Genomic DNA, 14,710 nt, shown 5'->3' with positions numbered 1-14,710 from the left:
TGCTGCACATGGCATGCCGCCCGGCATCGCTCCGCTACTTCCCCAGCCGCCTGTCGATCTCCGCCGACAGGGCCTCGTAGGTCTTGTCTCCGGTGTGAAGCTCACCGTCGATATAAAATGTGGGAACCGACTCCACGCCATGCGAGCGGGCGAGGTTTCGGCCTTCGACGATGGCCTTGGCGAGCTTCTCGTCCGCCATGCAGCGTTCGAAATCGGGTTGCGCCATGCCAAGTTCCGAGGCGATCGCCGCCAGTCCCTCGCGTGGCGCATTGGTCCAGCTGTTCTGCGTGGCGAAGAGCCTGTCGAGGTAGTCGAAATAGCGTTCGGGCGGGGCGCAGCGGGCCAGCATGAAGGCGCCGACGGCGGCGTCATTGTGCGGATATTCCCTGAACACGAAGCGGATCTTGCCCTTGTTGATGTAGGCCGCCTTGAGCGCCCCGAAATGCGAGATGTGGAACTCGGCACAATTCGGGCAGGACGCCGAGCCATATTCAATCACAGTGACGCGGGCATCCGCTGGCCCCAGCGCCATGTCAGGCAGCGGTGGCCTGTCCCAGGCGGGCGATGGTTTCCCATCACCCTCGATCTCCTGCGCGAGGATTGCTGCGGGACACACGGACATGAACAGGGCGAGAGCAAGAAGACGACGGCGCATGTCAGATCCCAAGCTGGTCCCGGATCTTTCCATAAACAAGCCGGATGTTGACGCCGAGCTTGTGGAAGCGGTGGAAAGCGATTGGAGTGAGATCGGTGACGGGCATCGGCAGGTCCTCGCGCCTGGCACCCGCGATGCGGTCCGCAAGAACGCTCCCCATCGCGGTAGCCATGGCGACGCCGCGGCCATTGTAGCCCAGCGCGACACGCACGTTTTCGGCGGGCTCATGCATGTGGATCTGATAGTCGGCGGTGATCGCCACCTGCCCGTTCCACACATGCGTCCACGCCACATCCGCCAATTGCGGGAACAGCCGCTTCGTGTACGCGATGAGGTTGGCGGCGTCCTCGAAGCGAGTCACGTCGCGCTGCAGGCTCCGCCCGCCCATCAGCATCCGGTTGTTCGCATCGAGCCGGTAGTAGACCGTGTTGTTGGCCACTTCGTAGAGCACGCTGCCCGATGGCATCACCGAGCGCGCGACATTGTCACTCAAGGGCGCGGTCGCCACGATTGTGGAATAGACCGGAACGATGGTCTGCTTCAGATTCGGCCACAACCCGTCGGTATAGGCATTGCCGGCCAGCACGAGGCTGTCGGCGGTGACGCTGCCCCTGGGCGTCGTGACCTTCCATCGCGTGCCGTTGCGCGCAATCGAGAGCGCGGGCGATGCGCCGAAGATACGGGCACCCGCCTTCTGCGCGGCTTCCGCCAACCCGCGCGCATAGCCCAGCGGGTTGAGCTTGCCCCCTTGCGGAAACCGGATGCCGCCGAGATAGCGCTCGGTGCCGGTGGCGGCACCAAGATCGGACGCCTCCATCCATGTAGCGGGAGAACCGGTTTTCTGTAACTGCGCGAAGGTGTTGCGGGTCGCACCCAGTTTCGCGGCATTGAAGGCCACGCGGAGCGTTCCCGTCTGCGCTGCCTCGCAATCGATCTGGTGTTGCTTCACCAGCGCAAAAACCTTGTCGGGCGCGGCGCTCGAAAAAGCCAGCATCCGGCGGCCCATCTCCTCGCCGAAATCGGCGATCACCTTTTCCGGGTCGGGATAGATGCCGGGATTGACTTGGCCGCCATTGCGGCCCGAAGCGCCCCAGCCCGGCTCATGTGTCTCCAGCACCACGGCATCGATGCCGCGTTCGGCCATATGCAATGCCGTCGACAACCCCGTGTACCCGCCACCGACGATGACGACGGAAGCCGTGATCGCCAAATCCAGTTCGGGCACCGGGGACAAGGCTCGCGCTGTCTCGGCGTAAAGGCTCTTGGGCAGGGGGAGGTGTGCGTGAGTCATCGCTGCATGATGACAGACTCCCCGCCCTCCGATCAATTCCTTCAAGCTGCGGCGCATTGCAGCCGTAAGCACGCAACGTGCCGTCAGTCTATCGCGGCACCACCATCCACATGCCGCTGGGTTCTTCCGGCCGCCAGTTCGGCAATAGTTCTGTTATGATACCGGTATCGTAATTGTGGAACAGTTCATACCCGCTGAGGATGAAGGCGCCGGGCGAGATCACGTAACCCTCCTGCACCAGCTTGCAGGTGAAGTCCCGCTTGACGCCCGAGGCAACGAGCAGATCGAGAAACTGGTCCGTCGCGGCAAGCGAGGGCACGTTCGTATTGGCCGAGCAGGCGCCGTGAAAGACCCAGACCGATGACGTGCTGGCCTTGCGGGACTGCCCTTGCATGAAAAGGGCAAGGCACCCCGAGGCACAGACCTTTCCGTCCATGACACGCGTCGACAATGCCGACATGGACCCGACCTTCTTCAGAACACCGGCCACCAGCTTGACGGCCTCAAGCTCTCCGCCTTCGCTGTTCAGTTCCAGCAGCAGCCGTTTGTATTTGGGCTTTCCATCGACAATGAGCAGCCGTTCCAGCGCATCGGCCAGCGGACGCGTTATGGAGCCTTCGAAGCGAAGCCCGGCGGCATCGCTCGCAATGCCGGCCTGGTCCTCATGCGTGAAGATTTCCAATCCGGGAAATCCGGTCTGTGCGGCATGAGCGTCGATGGCCGCTGCTGACACCAGCACTGAAAATGCAATCGCCAGATAGTGGCGAAGCAGTTCGGGCAAGCGTTCCGCCGTGGCGTTCATGTCAGCACTCGATCTGGGGAACCGATGCGGGCGGCGGCGCCGTGGCGGGACTGGCAAAGGAGCACACCCAGGCCGCCCGATAGTCCAAAGGATAAAGCTCGCATTCTCTTTCCGCGAACAGCTTGTGTGTGACGCATTCCTGCTGGGTTTCAAACGGGCGTGGGGACCATCCGTCAAACTGGTCTCCCCGCACCCATGTGCCATCCACCAGAAAGAACACAGTCAACCACTATTTCACGAGTTTATGCACCTCCCGGCGACGTATGATTGGCGTATTCTAGGCGCACCGGCCATTCTCGGCAATTGGCAGTGCAGCATTGCGGGCCACAGCCGGCGGCATCCGCCATGCCGCTGACGCATGAGGCCAGATTGAGCCGCGCCATAGCATGATGCGGGCTGCTTCCCTATGGTCCGCCCCATGTCACCGACCAAGCCGCTCTGGCTCTATGCAGCACCTGTCATCTTCCTGCTCCTGTGGTCGGGCGGATTTTCCGTGGCGAAGCTCGGCATCATCCATGCTGAGCCGCTGAGTTTCCTTGCCCTGCGCTATGCCGCCGTCTGCGCGCTGCTCGCCCCGCTGGTCATCCTCCTCAGGCCCCCGTTGCCCCAGAAGGCGTCCGAATGGGGCAACCTTGCCGTCGTCGGCGTGCTCATCCAGACCGTCTATTTCGGCCTCTCCTATATTGCCTTCAAGGCGGGCGTCTCGGCGGGCGGTGTCGCCATCATCGTCTGCCTGCAGCCCATCCTCGTTGGCCTCATCGCGCCCCAGTTCACGGGCGAGAAAGTGAGCATCCTGCGCTGGCTGGGCCTGGCGCTGGGTCTGGGAGGTGCTGCAACCGTCATCCTGTCGCGGTCGTCGGTCGAGATGGAACATCCAGTGGGCGTGCTGGCCGCAGTCGGCGCGCTGGCGGGCATCACTATCGGCACACTATGGGAGAAGCGCTTCGGCAAGAGCCATCACCCGGTCGTGTCCAATGCTGTACAATATCTTGCCGGGCTCGCAGGCGTCCTCCCGCTTGCAATGGTCTTCGAAAGCTTTTCCTTCGAGTGGAATCTGCCGTTTCTTGCGGCACTCGCCTATCTCGTCATCGGCAACTCGATTATCGCCATGTCGCTGCTGCTCGCCATGATCCGCGCGGGCGAGGTGAGCCGGGTCTCCTCGCTGTTCTACCTCGTGCCGCCCATCTCGGCGTTGATGGCCTGGCCGCTGCTCGGTGAGGAAATGCCACTGATGGGTTGGGCGGGCTTCGCGCTCGCGGCCGTCGGTGTGGCGCTTGCCACCCGCAAGTTCCGGCCAAAATGACTTGCGGATGCGGGAGCCAACATCCAAATTGCGCAATGGAACGTTCAAAGACAGTAATCTCAGGAGGATAACAATGAAATCTCTTTACACATCGACCGTGACAGCCACCGGCGGCCGCGGCAATGGCTCCGCCAAGAGCGAGGATGGCCTGGTCGACCTGAAGATCGGCACGCCAAAGGCACTGGGCGGAAATGACGATGGCTACAACCCCGAACAGCTCTTTGCGGCCGGCTATTCAAACTGTTACCTCGGCGCCATCAAGTTCGTGGCCGGCAAGGAACAGCCCCCGGTGACGATCACGCCGGATTCAACCGTCACCGCCCATGTGACGCTCGGCTCCCGCGATGACGGCGGTGGCTTCGAGATCGCCGTGGCGATGGACGTGCATCTTCCCGGCGTGGAGAAGGCGAAGGCGGAAGAGATTGCCCGCAAGGCCCATACCGTGTGTCCCTATTCCTGGTCGATCCGCAACAACATCGACGTGAAGACGACGGTCGTCTGATCGGCAATCAGGTAATCTAGGCGCAGGGCTGCATGAGCGCCCTGCGCTTTTTCATGGGTGACGTCGGTGCGCGGCTCGACCTAATCTGTAGTATCAAGCAAGGGATTCCGTTACATGCCGCTGACCGACCGCAAAGTACTGACATTCGATGTCGTGGGAACACTGATCGACTTCGAGGCCGGCATTCTCGATTACGTGCAGGCCAAGGCAAAAGCCGCAGGCGTGAAGCTCACCGACCAGACCATTCTCGAAGCCTATGCCGCGGCCGAGGATCGCCAGCACCATGAGGCACCGCGCCTGCCCTTCCCGTCCATGATGGCGCCGATGTACCGCGAGATGGCGGACGTGCTGGGACTCCCGGGCACGGAAGACGACGTCGAGAACTTCCGCCTGTCGATTCCAAATTGGCCCGCCTTCCCGGACTCGATCGCGGCGCTGAATAGGCTGCGGAAGCATTTCTATCTCGTCGCCATGACCAATTCCGACAATTGGGCGCTGTCGCATTTCGCCAAGACGCTCGACCTTCCCTTCGACGATCTCGTGACGGCCGAAATGGTGGGCTGGAACAAGCCCGACCCGCAAGTCTTCGCCTTCGTGCGCGGCCGGCTGAGCAAGGAGGGATATGGCTTCGGTGATATTCTCCACGTGGCGCAGAGCCAGTACCACGACATCGCGGTGGCCCTCAGGCTCGGCTATCACACCTGCTGGATCGAGCGCCGCAAGGGCAAGCCCGGCGCCGGCGCCACGCCGAAGGTGGAGAGCGTGGCGATCCCAGACTATCACTTCGGCAGCCTGGTAGAACTGGCGGACGCAGTGAACGCCGGAAAGTAGCCGCGCCTCAGAACTGGATATTCTTCGACGCCAGATAGTCGAGGAAGGATTTCACTTTTTGAGGCGGCACTTCGCGGATGGCGCCGATGGCAAGCTCGTCCAGCGTGAAGGGACCATACTGCACGCGGATCAGGCGGTTCACCACGCAGCCGAAATACTCCATCAGCTTGCGGATCTCGCGGTTCTTGCCCTCGGTGAGAACGCAGCGGTACCAGCTGTTGGAGCGACCGCTCTTGCCATACTCCTCGACGAACTCAGCACCACGATAGCTGACGCCGTCGATGGTGACCCCACGCGCAAGCGCTTCGATCTGCTCGGGCTTCAGGGCGCCGCGCACACGCACGCGATAGACGCGCGCCAACGCAGTATCGGGATTCATCATCGCCTGTGCGAGGGGCCCGTCTGAACTGAGCAAAAGGAGGCCTTCGCTGTTCACGTCGAGCCTGCCAACATTCATCACGCGCGGGTTGGACGCAGGCCACAGCGGCGGGTTCATCGCGGGGAGATCGAAGATCGTCTTGCGGCCCTTGTGGTCGCGATGGGTCACAAGCACGTCCACCGGCTTGTTGAGCACGAACAGGCGCGGCAGGGGCTTCGTCTCAGGCGCCACGGGCTTGCCGTTGACCGTCACGGCGTCGCCATCCTCAACCGGCGTCGTTGGCAGCGCTATCGTGCCATTCACCGTCACGCGGCCTTCGGCCACCATGCGCTCGGCCTCGCGCCTGCTGCCGATGCCCGCCTTCTGAAGATAAACGTTGAGGCGCATCAGCCGCCGGTCACAGGAGGAAAGAACGCGACCTCGCGAGCACCCGCCACGCTGGCCTCCAGAGCCACATGGTTCTGGTCGACGGCGGCACGCAGCGTGCGGCGTTCGGCAAGTGCCGCTGCAACCGAGGGGTCGCGTGCGCTGAGAAAGTCGATCAGTTCACCAACCGTGGTGACAGCCGGCGGCACATCGACCTCTTCCATGTTGCGGCCTGCAATCTGCCGGATGCGTGCAAAGTAAAGGATCTTCATTCAATCAACGACATGACGGATGCCGGCACGGAAGTAATCATAGCCGGTGTAGAGTGTAAGGGCGGCGGCCACCCACAGCAGCCCGATGCCGACAGTGGTGGTGTGGGGGATGATCGTGTCGCCCGCCGGCCCTGCAATGAGAAAGCCGATTGCGACGAGTTGAACTGTCGTCTTCCACTTGGCGATCTTCGTGACCGGAACGGAGACCTGCAACTCGCCGAGGTACTCGCGCAGGCCAGAGACGAGGACCTCGCGAGACAGGATAATGATGGCGGCCCATATGTGTCCGCCAAGCAGCACGCCATCGGCGCACAGCACCAGCAGCACAACGGCCACCAGAACCTTGTCCGCGATGGGATCGAGCATCCGGCCCAGCGACGACTGCTGCTGCCACTTGCGGGCCAGGTAGCCATCGAAGAAATCGGTGATGGCGGCCACCACATAGATGGCGAGCGCCGTCCAGCGCGCGTTGTTGCCGCCCATCAGCAGTAGCCCCGCCACGATGGGGACGGCCGTGATACGGCCATAAGTCAGGATGTTCGGGAGGTTCCAGACCTTCGAATATTTCACCGTCTTTGCCGTATCCGTTCCACGCATTGCGCCGCTCATTCTGCACCTTCATGGAAGTGGTCGTAAATAGCCTGTGCCAAGGCTGTGCTGACCCCTTCCACGGCGGACAGGTCGGTAACGCTGGCCCGCGATACCGCTTTGGCCGAACCGAAGGCCTGCAGCAAGGATTTCTTGCGCGTGGGGCCTATGCCGGGAACCTCGTCGAGCGGATTGACGGCAATGGCCTTGGAGCGCCGGGCGCGATGAGAGCCGATGGCAAAGCGATGCGCCTCATCCCGCAGGCGCTGAATGTAGTAAAGCACCGGATCGCGCGCTTCGAGCATGAACGATGGCTTTCCGGACACGTAGAAATGCTCGCGGCCGGCATCCCGGTCCGGCCCCTTGGCGACGCCCGCCATCGGAAGATCGCTCAACCCCAACTCGTCCATCACCGCCTTCGCCGCCGAAAGCTGGCCCTGCCCGCCGTCGATCAGCACCAGGTCGGGCCATGCCTGAACCTCGTTCGGATTGTCCTCCCCCCGCTCGCCCTGCTCCTTGAGGAGCCGGCTGAACCGGCGGGTGAGCACTTCCCGCATCATGGCGAAGTCGTCGGACCCGATCTCCTCGGTGCGAATGTTGAACTTGCGGTACTGCGACTTCGTGAAGCCATCCGGCCCGGCCACGATCATGGCGCCCACGGGATTGGTGCCCTGGATGTGGGAGTTGTCGTAGACCTCGATCCGTTGCGGCACCTCCGGCAATCCGAAGACGCGTTGCACGCCCTCCAGCAGTTTCGTCTGCGAGGAGGATTCGGCCATCCGCCGCCCCAGCGCCTCGCGCGCATTGGTCACCGCGTGATCGACCAGCCCCTTCTTCTCGCCGCGCTGCGGAACCGCAAGCTCGATACGGTGGCCTGCATGGGTGGAGAGTGCCTCCTCGAGGAGGGCACGCTCCTCGATCTCGTGCGACAGCAGCACCAGCCCCGGCACCGGCTTGTCGTCATAGAACTGGGCCAGGAACGACGCGAGGATCTCGGGCGGCTCCAGCGACCGGTCGGCCTTGGGATAATACGCGCGGTTTCCCCAGTTCTGGTACGAGCGGAAGAAGAACACCTGGATGCAGACTTGCCCGCCCTCCTGTGCCAGCCCAAACACATCGGCCTCCTCGACGCCTTGCGGATTGATGCCTTGCGTCTGGGTCACGAAACTCATGGCCTGGATGCGGTCCCGATAGGCAGCGGCGCGCTCGAAATCGAGCGCCTCGGCAGCGGCTTCCATCTGCTGGGCCAGTTCCGCCTTCACGGTCTGGCTCTTGCCATTCAGAAAGGCTTCCGCCTCCTTCACCAGTTCGTCATAGGGCGCTTTCTCGATATAGTTCACGCAAGGCGCCGCGCAGCGCTTGATCTGGTAGAGCAGGCAGGGCCTCGTGCGGTTCGCGTAGACGCTGTCGGTGCAGGACCGCAGAAGAAAAGCCTTCTGCAGCGTGTTGATGGCGCGATTGACGGAGCCTGCGGAAGCAAATGGCCCGAAATAGTTGCCCTTGCGATTGCGCGCCCCGCGATGCTTCACCAGTTGCGCAACGGCGTGGTCCTTGGCGATCAGGATATAGGGAAACGACTTGTCGTCACGCAGCACCACGTTGAAGCGGGGCTTGAGCTTCTTGATGAGATTGGCTTCCAGCAGAAGCGCTTCGGCCTCGGTGCTGGTCGTCACGAACTCCATGTTGGCGGTGAGCGCGATCATCGCCGCGATGCGGTTCGTATGACCCCAGAGGCGAGTATAGTTCGACACGCGATTCTTCAGGTTGCGCGCCTTGCCCACATAGATGACATCGCCCTTGGCGTCATACATGCGGTAGACGCCGGGCTTGCCGGGCAGGCGCGAGACGAAGTCACGGATCAGGTCGGCGCCGGTCGCCGACTGGCCGGACAGGGCATCGATGCCGCGATCGGGAACTGATTCAGGCGTGGTCATGGTGGGGGTCTTCTACATCCGCCACGCCAAATTGGGGAGGCTTACCCGATATGCCAACAAAAAACCGGCGCCCCTGGGGACGCCGGTGTTCCGGAAGCTGCGAAAGCGGCTTCAGTACCTGTACGGGCTCACGCACTGGCGGACCTGGCCGCTGTAGGAAATCCAGGTGTTGTTCCGCTCATTGTAGGACCGGTAATTGTTGTAGCACCAGGCTTCGTGGCGGTTGCGGCCGCCGCTGTTCGAACTGCCGATGATGACGGTGGCGCCGACTGCGGGAAGCAGCCACCAGGGCGAGGCATAATAGTAGCCATTGTAGCGGTAGCGGCAGTTGTTGCCGTAGCGGTTGCAACGCGCGCCATGGCGATGCCGGTCATAGCGGACGTGGCGGTTCACATGCCGCCGCGCCACTTCCGTCAGGAGGGTCGATTCCGGCGCCGTCTGGGCGCTCGTCTGGGCCGGAACTGCAAAGGCAGAGGCGGTGCTGGACAGGCCGGACAGACCCAGCACGCCCGCCCCCAGCATGGCCATTGCAATGATGCTCTTCTTCAACATGATAGTCACTCCAGTGATTGCCTCTCGGCTTCCCAGCGGGGAAAACGTTGCGGGCTTGAGTTTGTAACGTCAAATAATGGCGAAAGTTCCCGCGCCGCGCGTAGGAGCAACAAATCGTCCGGACGGGTTATCCTAGCGGGAACGCTCGATCTCGACGCCCACGCTGCGGGCATTCTTGATAATGTCGGGCTTCTCGACCCTCACCCGCGCGGCCACGACGCGCTTGTCGGTGAGGCACGACGCCGCGATCTTCTCGCACAGCGTCTCCACAAGGTTGATGTGGCCGGCCGAGACGATGGCTTCGACCTTCTTCACCACGATCTCGTAGGATACGACATGGCCGATATCGTCGTCCTTCGGGCCTGCACCTTCCTTCACCGAGAGGTCGATGTTGACGATGATCCGCTGCGGGTCAGTCTTCTCGTGATCGTAGATTCCGATCAGCGCCATCATGTCGAGGTCGCGCACGAAGACATGGCGGAGCCCCGACGAGGCACTCGCAACGTGGTGGCTGATCATCGGCTTCTTGCTCATTCGGTGACCTCCATCACGTCGGGCGTCTGCCAGACCAGATGCTGCCCGCCATCGAGCGCGATCATCTGGCCCGTGAGCGCCGGTTGCGACAATATGAATTTGACCGCCGCCGATATCTCCGCAGGCGACGTGCCGCGGCCCAGAAGCGTCAGGGCGGCCTGTTTGTCGAACTCGGCCTGGTCCATGCGGGCAGACGGCAGCGCCGGGCCAGGGCCAATGGCATTGACCCTGATCCGGGGCGCCAGCGCCTGTGCGAGCGTCCTCGTCGCGGTCCACAGGCCGGACTTGGATGTCGTATAGGAAAAGAACCGTGGGTTCAGCTTCCACACACGCTGGTCGATGATGGAGATGATGTTGCCTTCGTGACCTTCAGGCAATTGCCTGGCGAAAGCCTGGCTCAGGAACACCGGCGCCCGCAGGTTGGTGTCGAGATGCTCGGCCCAGCTCGCCTGCGTGATCGAACCCACTTCGTCCGGCTCGAAAAGCGAGGCATTGTTGATGAGGCAGGTAAGACCGCCCAGCCCATCCGCCGCCTCCGCAATCAGGCGGTCCGGCACATCGGCCTGCGAGAGATCGCCCCGCACGATGACGGCGCGCTGGCCGATGCCGCGGATGAAACCCGCCACCTCTTCGGCCTCGGCAATGGAACTGTTGCAATGGACCGCGACATCCCATCCGTCCTTGGCGAGATCGAGCGCCAGCCTGCGGCCGATCCGCTTGGCGGAGCCCGTCACGAGAACCGATTTCATGGCAGTCACGTCTTCGGCATGAGAATGACGTAGTGCTTCTTCACCTTCTTGACCGTCTCCCACGTACCCTTGAAGCCCGCCGGGATGATGAAGGCGTCACCCTTCTTCAGCGTCCAGGACTTGCCCTCGTCATTGGTGAGAATGGCCTTGCCTTCGATGAAATGGCAGAATTCCCATTCCTCGTACTTCACCTTCACCTTGCCGGGCGTCGATTCCCACACGCCGCAGAACAGCCGGCCATCTTCGCCGGTAAAGTGGTTCCACGTCCTGGTGTTGTACTTGCCCTTCAGCAGCTTTTCCGGATCGGGCTTTCCCTTTTCCACGTCGGGCGCGTTCTTGCCCTTGGTCTTCATCACCAGAATGTCGGCCATTGTCCGTCCTCACCTTATCCGTTTCAGGAGTTCATCTTTACCCGGCTCGAAACCCGACGCCACCCACCAGTCTTCAAGCCCACGCAATGTTACGCCGATCTCAGGCCCGGGGTTCATGCCGGCAGCGATAAGGTCACGGCCGGAGACGGGCATGGCCGGGATCAGCCAGCGGTCCGGAAGCCGGAGCAGTTTCTTCCAGCTTGCATCATCCATCGACGCGCTGGAGCGCGCCCATGCCACATGCACGAGGTCGCGCCAGGTCTCAGGCCCCATCTGGTAAAGGATGATGCGCTGCTCGTGGGAACGAAGGGCTGGCGACGGCGGCATCAGTCCGGCAATGTCGTCGAGGCGCTTGCCGTCGTGGTTCGACAGGCGCCAGCGCTCTTTCATCGACAGCGGGTCGGACGCAAGCACGGAAAGCCGCAGCACCGGATCAAGCGGCAGCCGCGAGATCACGCGCCAATCCTCCGTATGCGGAAGAAGATGCGAAAGGATGCCATGCTTCGCCATCAGCTTCAGCGTGGGGATGGCGCCGGGCGCCGCCATCAGCTTGAACATTTCCTGCCGCACGCGTTCCGCCGACAGCGCGTCGAGGCCCTTCCTGTGCTCCACGCATGATAGGAGACCCGCCTTGTCCGGTGAACCCTTGCCGAAGCGCGCATGGAAACGGAAGAAGCGCAGGATTCTCAGATAGTCTTCTTCGATCCGTTGCGAGGGGCTGCCGACGAAGATGATCTTCTTTCGCAGAATGTCACGGTAACCATTTGTAAAGTCATATATTTTACCGCGCAAGTCGCAGTACATCGCATTCATCGTGAAGTCGCGCCGCATGGCGTCGGCCTGCCAGTCGTCGGTGAATTTCACCTTGGCGCGGCGGCCATCGGTTTCAACGTCATGGCGAAGCGTCGTGACTTCATAAGGGTGATGATCGGCAACGACGGTCACCGTGCCATGATCGATCCCTGTAGGATGAACACTCATGCCCTGGGCCGCGCAAGCCTCCATCACGCGTTCGGGCGAAAGCGTTGTGGCGACGTCGATGTCGCTCACCGGAATCTTGAGCAGCGTATTGCGGACAGCACCCCCCGCGACGCGTGCTTCACCGCCCGCATCCGCGATGGTTTTCATCACGCGTTGCAGCGTGGGCGCCTTCAGCCACTTTGCGCGGGCAAGCGAAGGAAGCTCCGTCATGGTGTCTCGTAAACCATCGCATAGAGATTGCGGATCATGCCGGCGGTGGCGCCCCAGATGTAGCGGTCCTGCCACGGCATCGCATAGAAGAATCGCTCGCGGCCCTCATAGTCCCGCGAGTGGCGCTCGTGGTGTCCGGGGTCCATCAGAAACGACAATGGCACCTCGAAGACATCCGCGACCTCGCCTTCATGCGGCGTCACCGTGAACCCCGGCCGCACGATCCCCACCACGGGAATGACGCGATAGGATGTTCCGGTGAGATAGGTGTCGAGAAAGCCCAGAGGCTCCACGAAAGAGGGTGCAATACCCGTCTCCTCTTCCGTCTCGCGGAGAGCTGCCGCAACAGGACTAAGATCGGTGTCGTCGATGCGGCCGCCGGGAAAGGCCACCTGCCCCGCGTGGGCCCGCATATGGGGCTGGCGCTGGGTCAGCAGCATGTGGAGTGCGCCCTCGCGTGGCACCAGCGGCACCAGCACGGCGGCGGGCCGGGGCACCACGCCTTCGGGAATGAGGCGGGCATTGGGGTTCAGGTCATCGTCGCTTCGCCGTGCAATCTCCGGCGGTGTGCCGTGCAGCCTCGCGGCACGGGCGCGGAATTCGTCCTCATCGAACCGGAAGCTCACGAGGCCAGTCCGATCTCGGAGGCCTTCTGCATGGGGTAGAACTGGCCCGACGACCAGACTCCGAACCAGCCATCCTTCACCGTGCCCGCTGCGGCAAGATCGTAGAACAGCGCCCGGCTGACCAGAGCTTCGAGGCGCGCCCGCACCAGAACATAGGGCTTGAGGCCACCCGTTCCTTCTTCCGGCGCAAAGCGCAAGGGATGCGTTTCATCGACCGTCACTTCGTCGTCCACATTGGTCTCGAACGAAATGACCTGGGCCTCGCCCTCGCCCGCAACCTGCATGCGCACAGCCGTGAAGGGCGCGTCATCCACCCGGATGCCGACCTTTTCCACAGGGGTTACAAGAAAGTAATGTCCGTCCTCGTCATGACGCAGCACCGAGGCAAAGAGTTGCACCAGTGGTTTGCGCCCGATGGGCGAGTTCATGTAGAACCACGTGCCATCCTGTGCGATCCGCATGTCGATGTCGCCACAGAAGGGCGGGTTCCACAGATGCACCGGCGGCGGTCCCTTGGCCGTCCGTGCCTCGCCCAGTCCCCTCAGGGGGTTGCTTGCATCTCTCTGATCTGTGCTCATCTTGCGGTCGTAACTCTGAGTCGGGTGCGAACCCGCCTCTTTTAGGCCATTCTCGTTCACGAGGATGTCATTAAGTCCAAAGGCATCCCATGGCCATTATGTCCTCCGGGAGCAACTATAGTGAGCGTCATGCCCAGCATCAACGAAGCAGACCGTCAGATCATCGCCGACCTCGAAGCCACTGGCGAGAGGCTTGTCAAAGCCCGCGCCGCGATCGGCCGCATCATCTTCGGCCAGGATGAGGTGGTGGAACAGGTCTTGATCGCCATCCTGGGCGGCGGCCATGCGCTGCTCGTCGGCGCACCGGGACTTGCCAAGACCAAGCTCGCGACAACGCTGGGCCGCGTCCTCGGACTTGACGAAAAGCGGGTGCAGTTCACGCCCGACCTGATGCCCGCTGATATTCTGGGCTCCGAAGTGCTGGACGAGACCGAGGGCGGCCGCCGCCAGTTTCGCTTCGTGCCCGGCCCCGTCTTCTGTCAGTTGATGATGGCGGACGAAATCAATCGCGCCAGTCCCCGCACGCAGTCGGCGCTTCTGCAGGCCATGCAGGAGCATCATGTGACGGTGGCGGGTGTCCGCCATGACCTGCCGCGCCCCTTCCATGTGCTTGCGACCCAGAACCCGATCGAACAGGAAGGCACCTATCCGCTGCCCGAGGCTCAGCTTGATCGCTTCCTCGTCCAGATCGACGTGCCCTACCCCTCGCTCGATGCCGAGCGCCGCATGTTGTTTGCAACGACCGGTTCAGCCGAAGAACAGCCCGAGAAGGTACTCTCGACCACGGAACTGATGAACGCCCAGCGCCTGACCCGCGTCATCCCCGTGGGCGAGCAGGTGGCGGAATCAATCCTGCGGGTCGTGCGCGCCGCACGGCCGGGGCCCGATGCCGACGAGTTCGTGAACCGCAATGTGGCCTGGGGGCCGAGCCCGCGCGCCAGCCAGTCTCTCATGCTGGGCGCCCGTGCCAGGGCACTTCTCCAAGGCAGGCTGTCTCCATCGCTCGACGACGTGATGGCCCTGCTTGGCCCGGTGTTCCGCCATCGCATGGCGCTCAACTTCACCGCACGCGCCGACGGTCACACCATCGACGGGACGATCGAGCGCCTCACGAAGCTGCTTGCCTGACCAGATGTCACAGGCTCAAGCCCTCAGCCTCACCGACCGCGCCGCGGCGCAGTCGCGC

The 14,710-nt window shown here is 62.6% G+C and carries 18 protein-coding genes; 4 read left to right on the top strand and 14 right to left on the bottom strand.

Annotation, left to right across the window (positions count from 1 at the left end; all coding sequences use genetic code 11):
• Nucleotides 1–34: 34 nt before the first annotated feature.
• The 3 genes from ACEW8Q_RS18735 to ACEW8Q_RS18725 all read right to left on the bottom strand — a co-directional run bounded on the left by ACEW8Q_RS18735 (nt 35) and on the right by ACEW8Q_RS18725 (nt 2,748).
• Nucleotides 35–655 carry a DsbA family protein gene (locus ACEW8Q_RS18735; RefSeq protein ID WP_373505582.1) on the bottom strand — a complete coding sequence of 207 codons (621 nt, stop codon included), beginning with the start codon at nt 653–655 and terminating at the stop codon, nt 35–37.
• A 1-nt stretch (nt 656) separates the two neighbouring features.
• Nucleotides 657–1,946, bottom strand: coding sequence for an NAD(P)/FAD-dependent oxidoreductase (locus ACEW8Q_RS18730; protein ID WP_373505581.1), 1,290 nt, complete (start codon nt 1,944–1,946; stop codon nt 657–659).
• A gap of 88 nt (nt 1,947–2,034) precedes the next feature.
• Entirely contained in the window at nt 2,035–2,748 is a 714-nt protein-coding gene (locus ACEW8Q_RS18725) for a hypothetical protein (RefSeq protein WP_373505580.1), read from the bottom strand.
• A 418-nt stretch (nt 2,749–3,166) separates the two neighbouring features.
• On the opposite strand from ACEW8Q_RS18725, the gene ACEW8Q_RS18720 reads away from it, so the two are divergent.
• From ACEW8Q_RS18720 to ACEW8Q_RS18710, 3 genes are all read left to right on the top strand, one after another.
• Entirely contained in the window at nt 3,167–4,051 is an 885-nt protein-coding gene (locus ACEW8Q_RS18720; RefSeq protein ID WP_373505579.1) for a DMT family transporter, read from the top strand.
• Between the two features lie 73 nt (nt 4,052–4,124).
• Nucleotides 4,125–4,553, top strand: coding sequence for an organic hydroperoxide resistance protein (locus tag ACEW8Q_RS18715; RefSeq protein WP_373505578.1), 429 nt, complete (start codon nt 4,125–4,127; stop codon nt 4,551–4,553).
• Nucleotides 4,554–4,667: 114 nt separating this feature from the next.
• Nucleotides 4,668–5,384: an HAD-IA family hydrolase gene (locus tag ACEW8Q_RS18710; protein ID WP_373505577.1), complete on the top strand. Its 717-nt coding sequence runs from the start codon at nt 4,668–4,670 to the stop codon at nt 5,382–5,384.
• A 7-nt stretch (nt 5,385–5,391) separates the two neighbouring features.
• On the opposite strand, the gene ACEW8Q_RS18705 is transcribed toward ACEW8Q_RS18710, so the two are convergent.
• The 11 genes from ACEW8Q_RS18705 to ACEW8Q_RS18655 all read right to left on the bottom strand — a co-directional run bounded on the left by ACEW8Q_RS18705 (nt 5,392) and on the right by ACEW8Q_RS18655 (nt 13,524).
• Nucleotides 5,392–6,150, bottom strand: coding sequence for a pseudouridine synthase (locus ACEW8Q_RS18705; protein WP_373505576.1), 759 nt, complete (start codon nt 6,148–6,150; stop codon nt 5,392–5,394).
• A complete protein-coding gene (moaD, locus tag ACEW8Q_RS18700) occupies nt 6,150–6,401 on the bottom strand; it encodes a molybdopterin converting factor subunit 1 (RefSeq protein ID WP_373505575.1) in 252 nt (83 codons plus the stop codon). The genes ACEW8Q_RS18705 and moaD overlap by 1 nt, the downstream gene beginning before the upstream one ends.
• Nucleotides 6,402–7,010, bottom strand: coding sequence for a CDP-diacylglycerol--glycerol-3-phosphate 3-phosphatidyltransferase (gene pgsA, locus ACEW8Q_RS18695; protein ID WP_373505574.1), 609 nt, complete (start codon nt 7,008–7,010; stop codon nt 6,402–6,404).
• Nucleotides 7,007–8,923 carry an excinuclease ABC subunit UvrC gene (gene uvrC / locus ACEW8Q_RS18690; protein ID WP_373505573.1) on the bottom strand — a complete coding sequence of 639 codons (1,917 nt, stop codon included), beginning with the start codon at nt 8,921–8,923 and terminating at the stop codon, nt 7,007–7,009. The genes pgsA and uvrC overlap by 4 nt, the downstream gene beginning before the upstream one ends.
• Nucleotides 8,924–9,034: 111 nt before the next feature.
• Nucleotides 9,035–9,475: a BA14K family protein gene (locus tag ACEW8Q_RS18685; RefSeq protein ID WP_373505572.1), complete on the bottom strand. Its 441-nt coding sequence runs from the start codon at nt 9,473–9,475 to the stop codon at nt 9,035–9,037.
• Between the two features lie 132 nt (nt 9,476–9,607).
• Nucleotides 9,608–10,009: a dihydroneopterin aldolase gene (folB, locus tag ACEW8Q_RS18680; RefSeq protein WP_373505571.1), complete on the bottom strand. Its 402-nt coding sequence runs from the start codon at nt 10,007–10,009 to the stop codon at nt 9,608–9,610.
• Complete coding sequence (locus ACEW8Q_RS18675) at nt 10,006–10,758, bottom strand: SDR family oxidoreductase (RefSeq protein WP_373505570.1); 753 nt, start codon at nt 10,756–10,758, stop codon at nt 10,006–10,008. Before ACEW8Q_RS18675 ends, folB begins: the two co-directional genes overlap by 4 nt.
• Nucleotides 10,759–10,763: 5 nt before the next feature.
• Entirely contained in the window at nt 10,764–11,129 is a 366-nt protein-coding gene (locus ACEW8Q_RS18670; protein ID WP_373505569.1) for a cupin domain-containing protein, read from the bottom strand.
• Between the two features lie 9 nt (nt 11,130–11,138).
• Complete coding sequence (locus ACEW8Q_RS18665; RefSeq protein WP_373505568.1) at nt 11,139–12,320, bottom strand: CCA tRNA nucleotidyltransferase; 1,182 nt, start codon at nt 12,318–12,320, stop codon at nt 11,139–11,141.
• Nucleotides 12,317–12,946: a CoA pyrophosphatase gene (locus ACEW8Q_RS18660; protein WP_373505567.1), complete on the bottom strand. Its 630-nt coding sequence runs from the start codon at nt 12,944–12,946 to the stop codon at nt 12,317–12,319. Before ACEW8Q_RS18660 ends, ACEW8Q_RS18665 begins: the two co-directional genes overlap by 4 nt.
• Nucleotides 12,943–13,524, bottom strand: coding sequence for a DUF1285 domain-containing protein (locus ACEW8Q_RS18655; protein ID WP_373505566.1), 582 nt, complete (start codon nt 13,522–13,524; stop codon nt 12,943–12,945). Before ACEW8Q_RS18655 ends, ACEW8Q_RS18660 begins: the two co-directional genes overlap by 4 nt.
• 129 nt (nt 13,525–13,653) lie before the next feature.
• Between ACEW8Q_RS18655 and ACEW8Q_RS18650 the strand changes: the two genes are divergently transcribed.
• Nucleotides 13,654–14,652 (top strand): AAA family ATPase, encoded by a 999-nt coding sequence (locus ACEW8Q_RS18650; RefSeq protein ID WP_373505565.1) that lies wholly within the window; start codon nt 13,654–13,656, stop codon nt 14,650–14,652.
• Nucleotides 14,653–14,710 lie beyond the last annotated feature (58 nt).

Origin of the sequence: Aestuariivirga sp., assembly GCF_041738905.1 — a bacterium.
Classification (GTDB): domain Bacteria; phylum Pseudomonadota; class Alphaproteobacteria; order Rhizobiales; family Aestuariivirgaceae; genus Aestuariivirga.
Note: the sequence above shows the minus strand (reverse complement) of the source record. Positions and strands in the feature narration are given on the sequence as shown.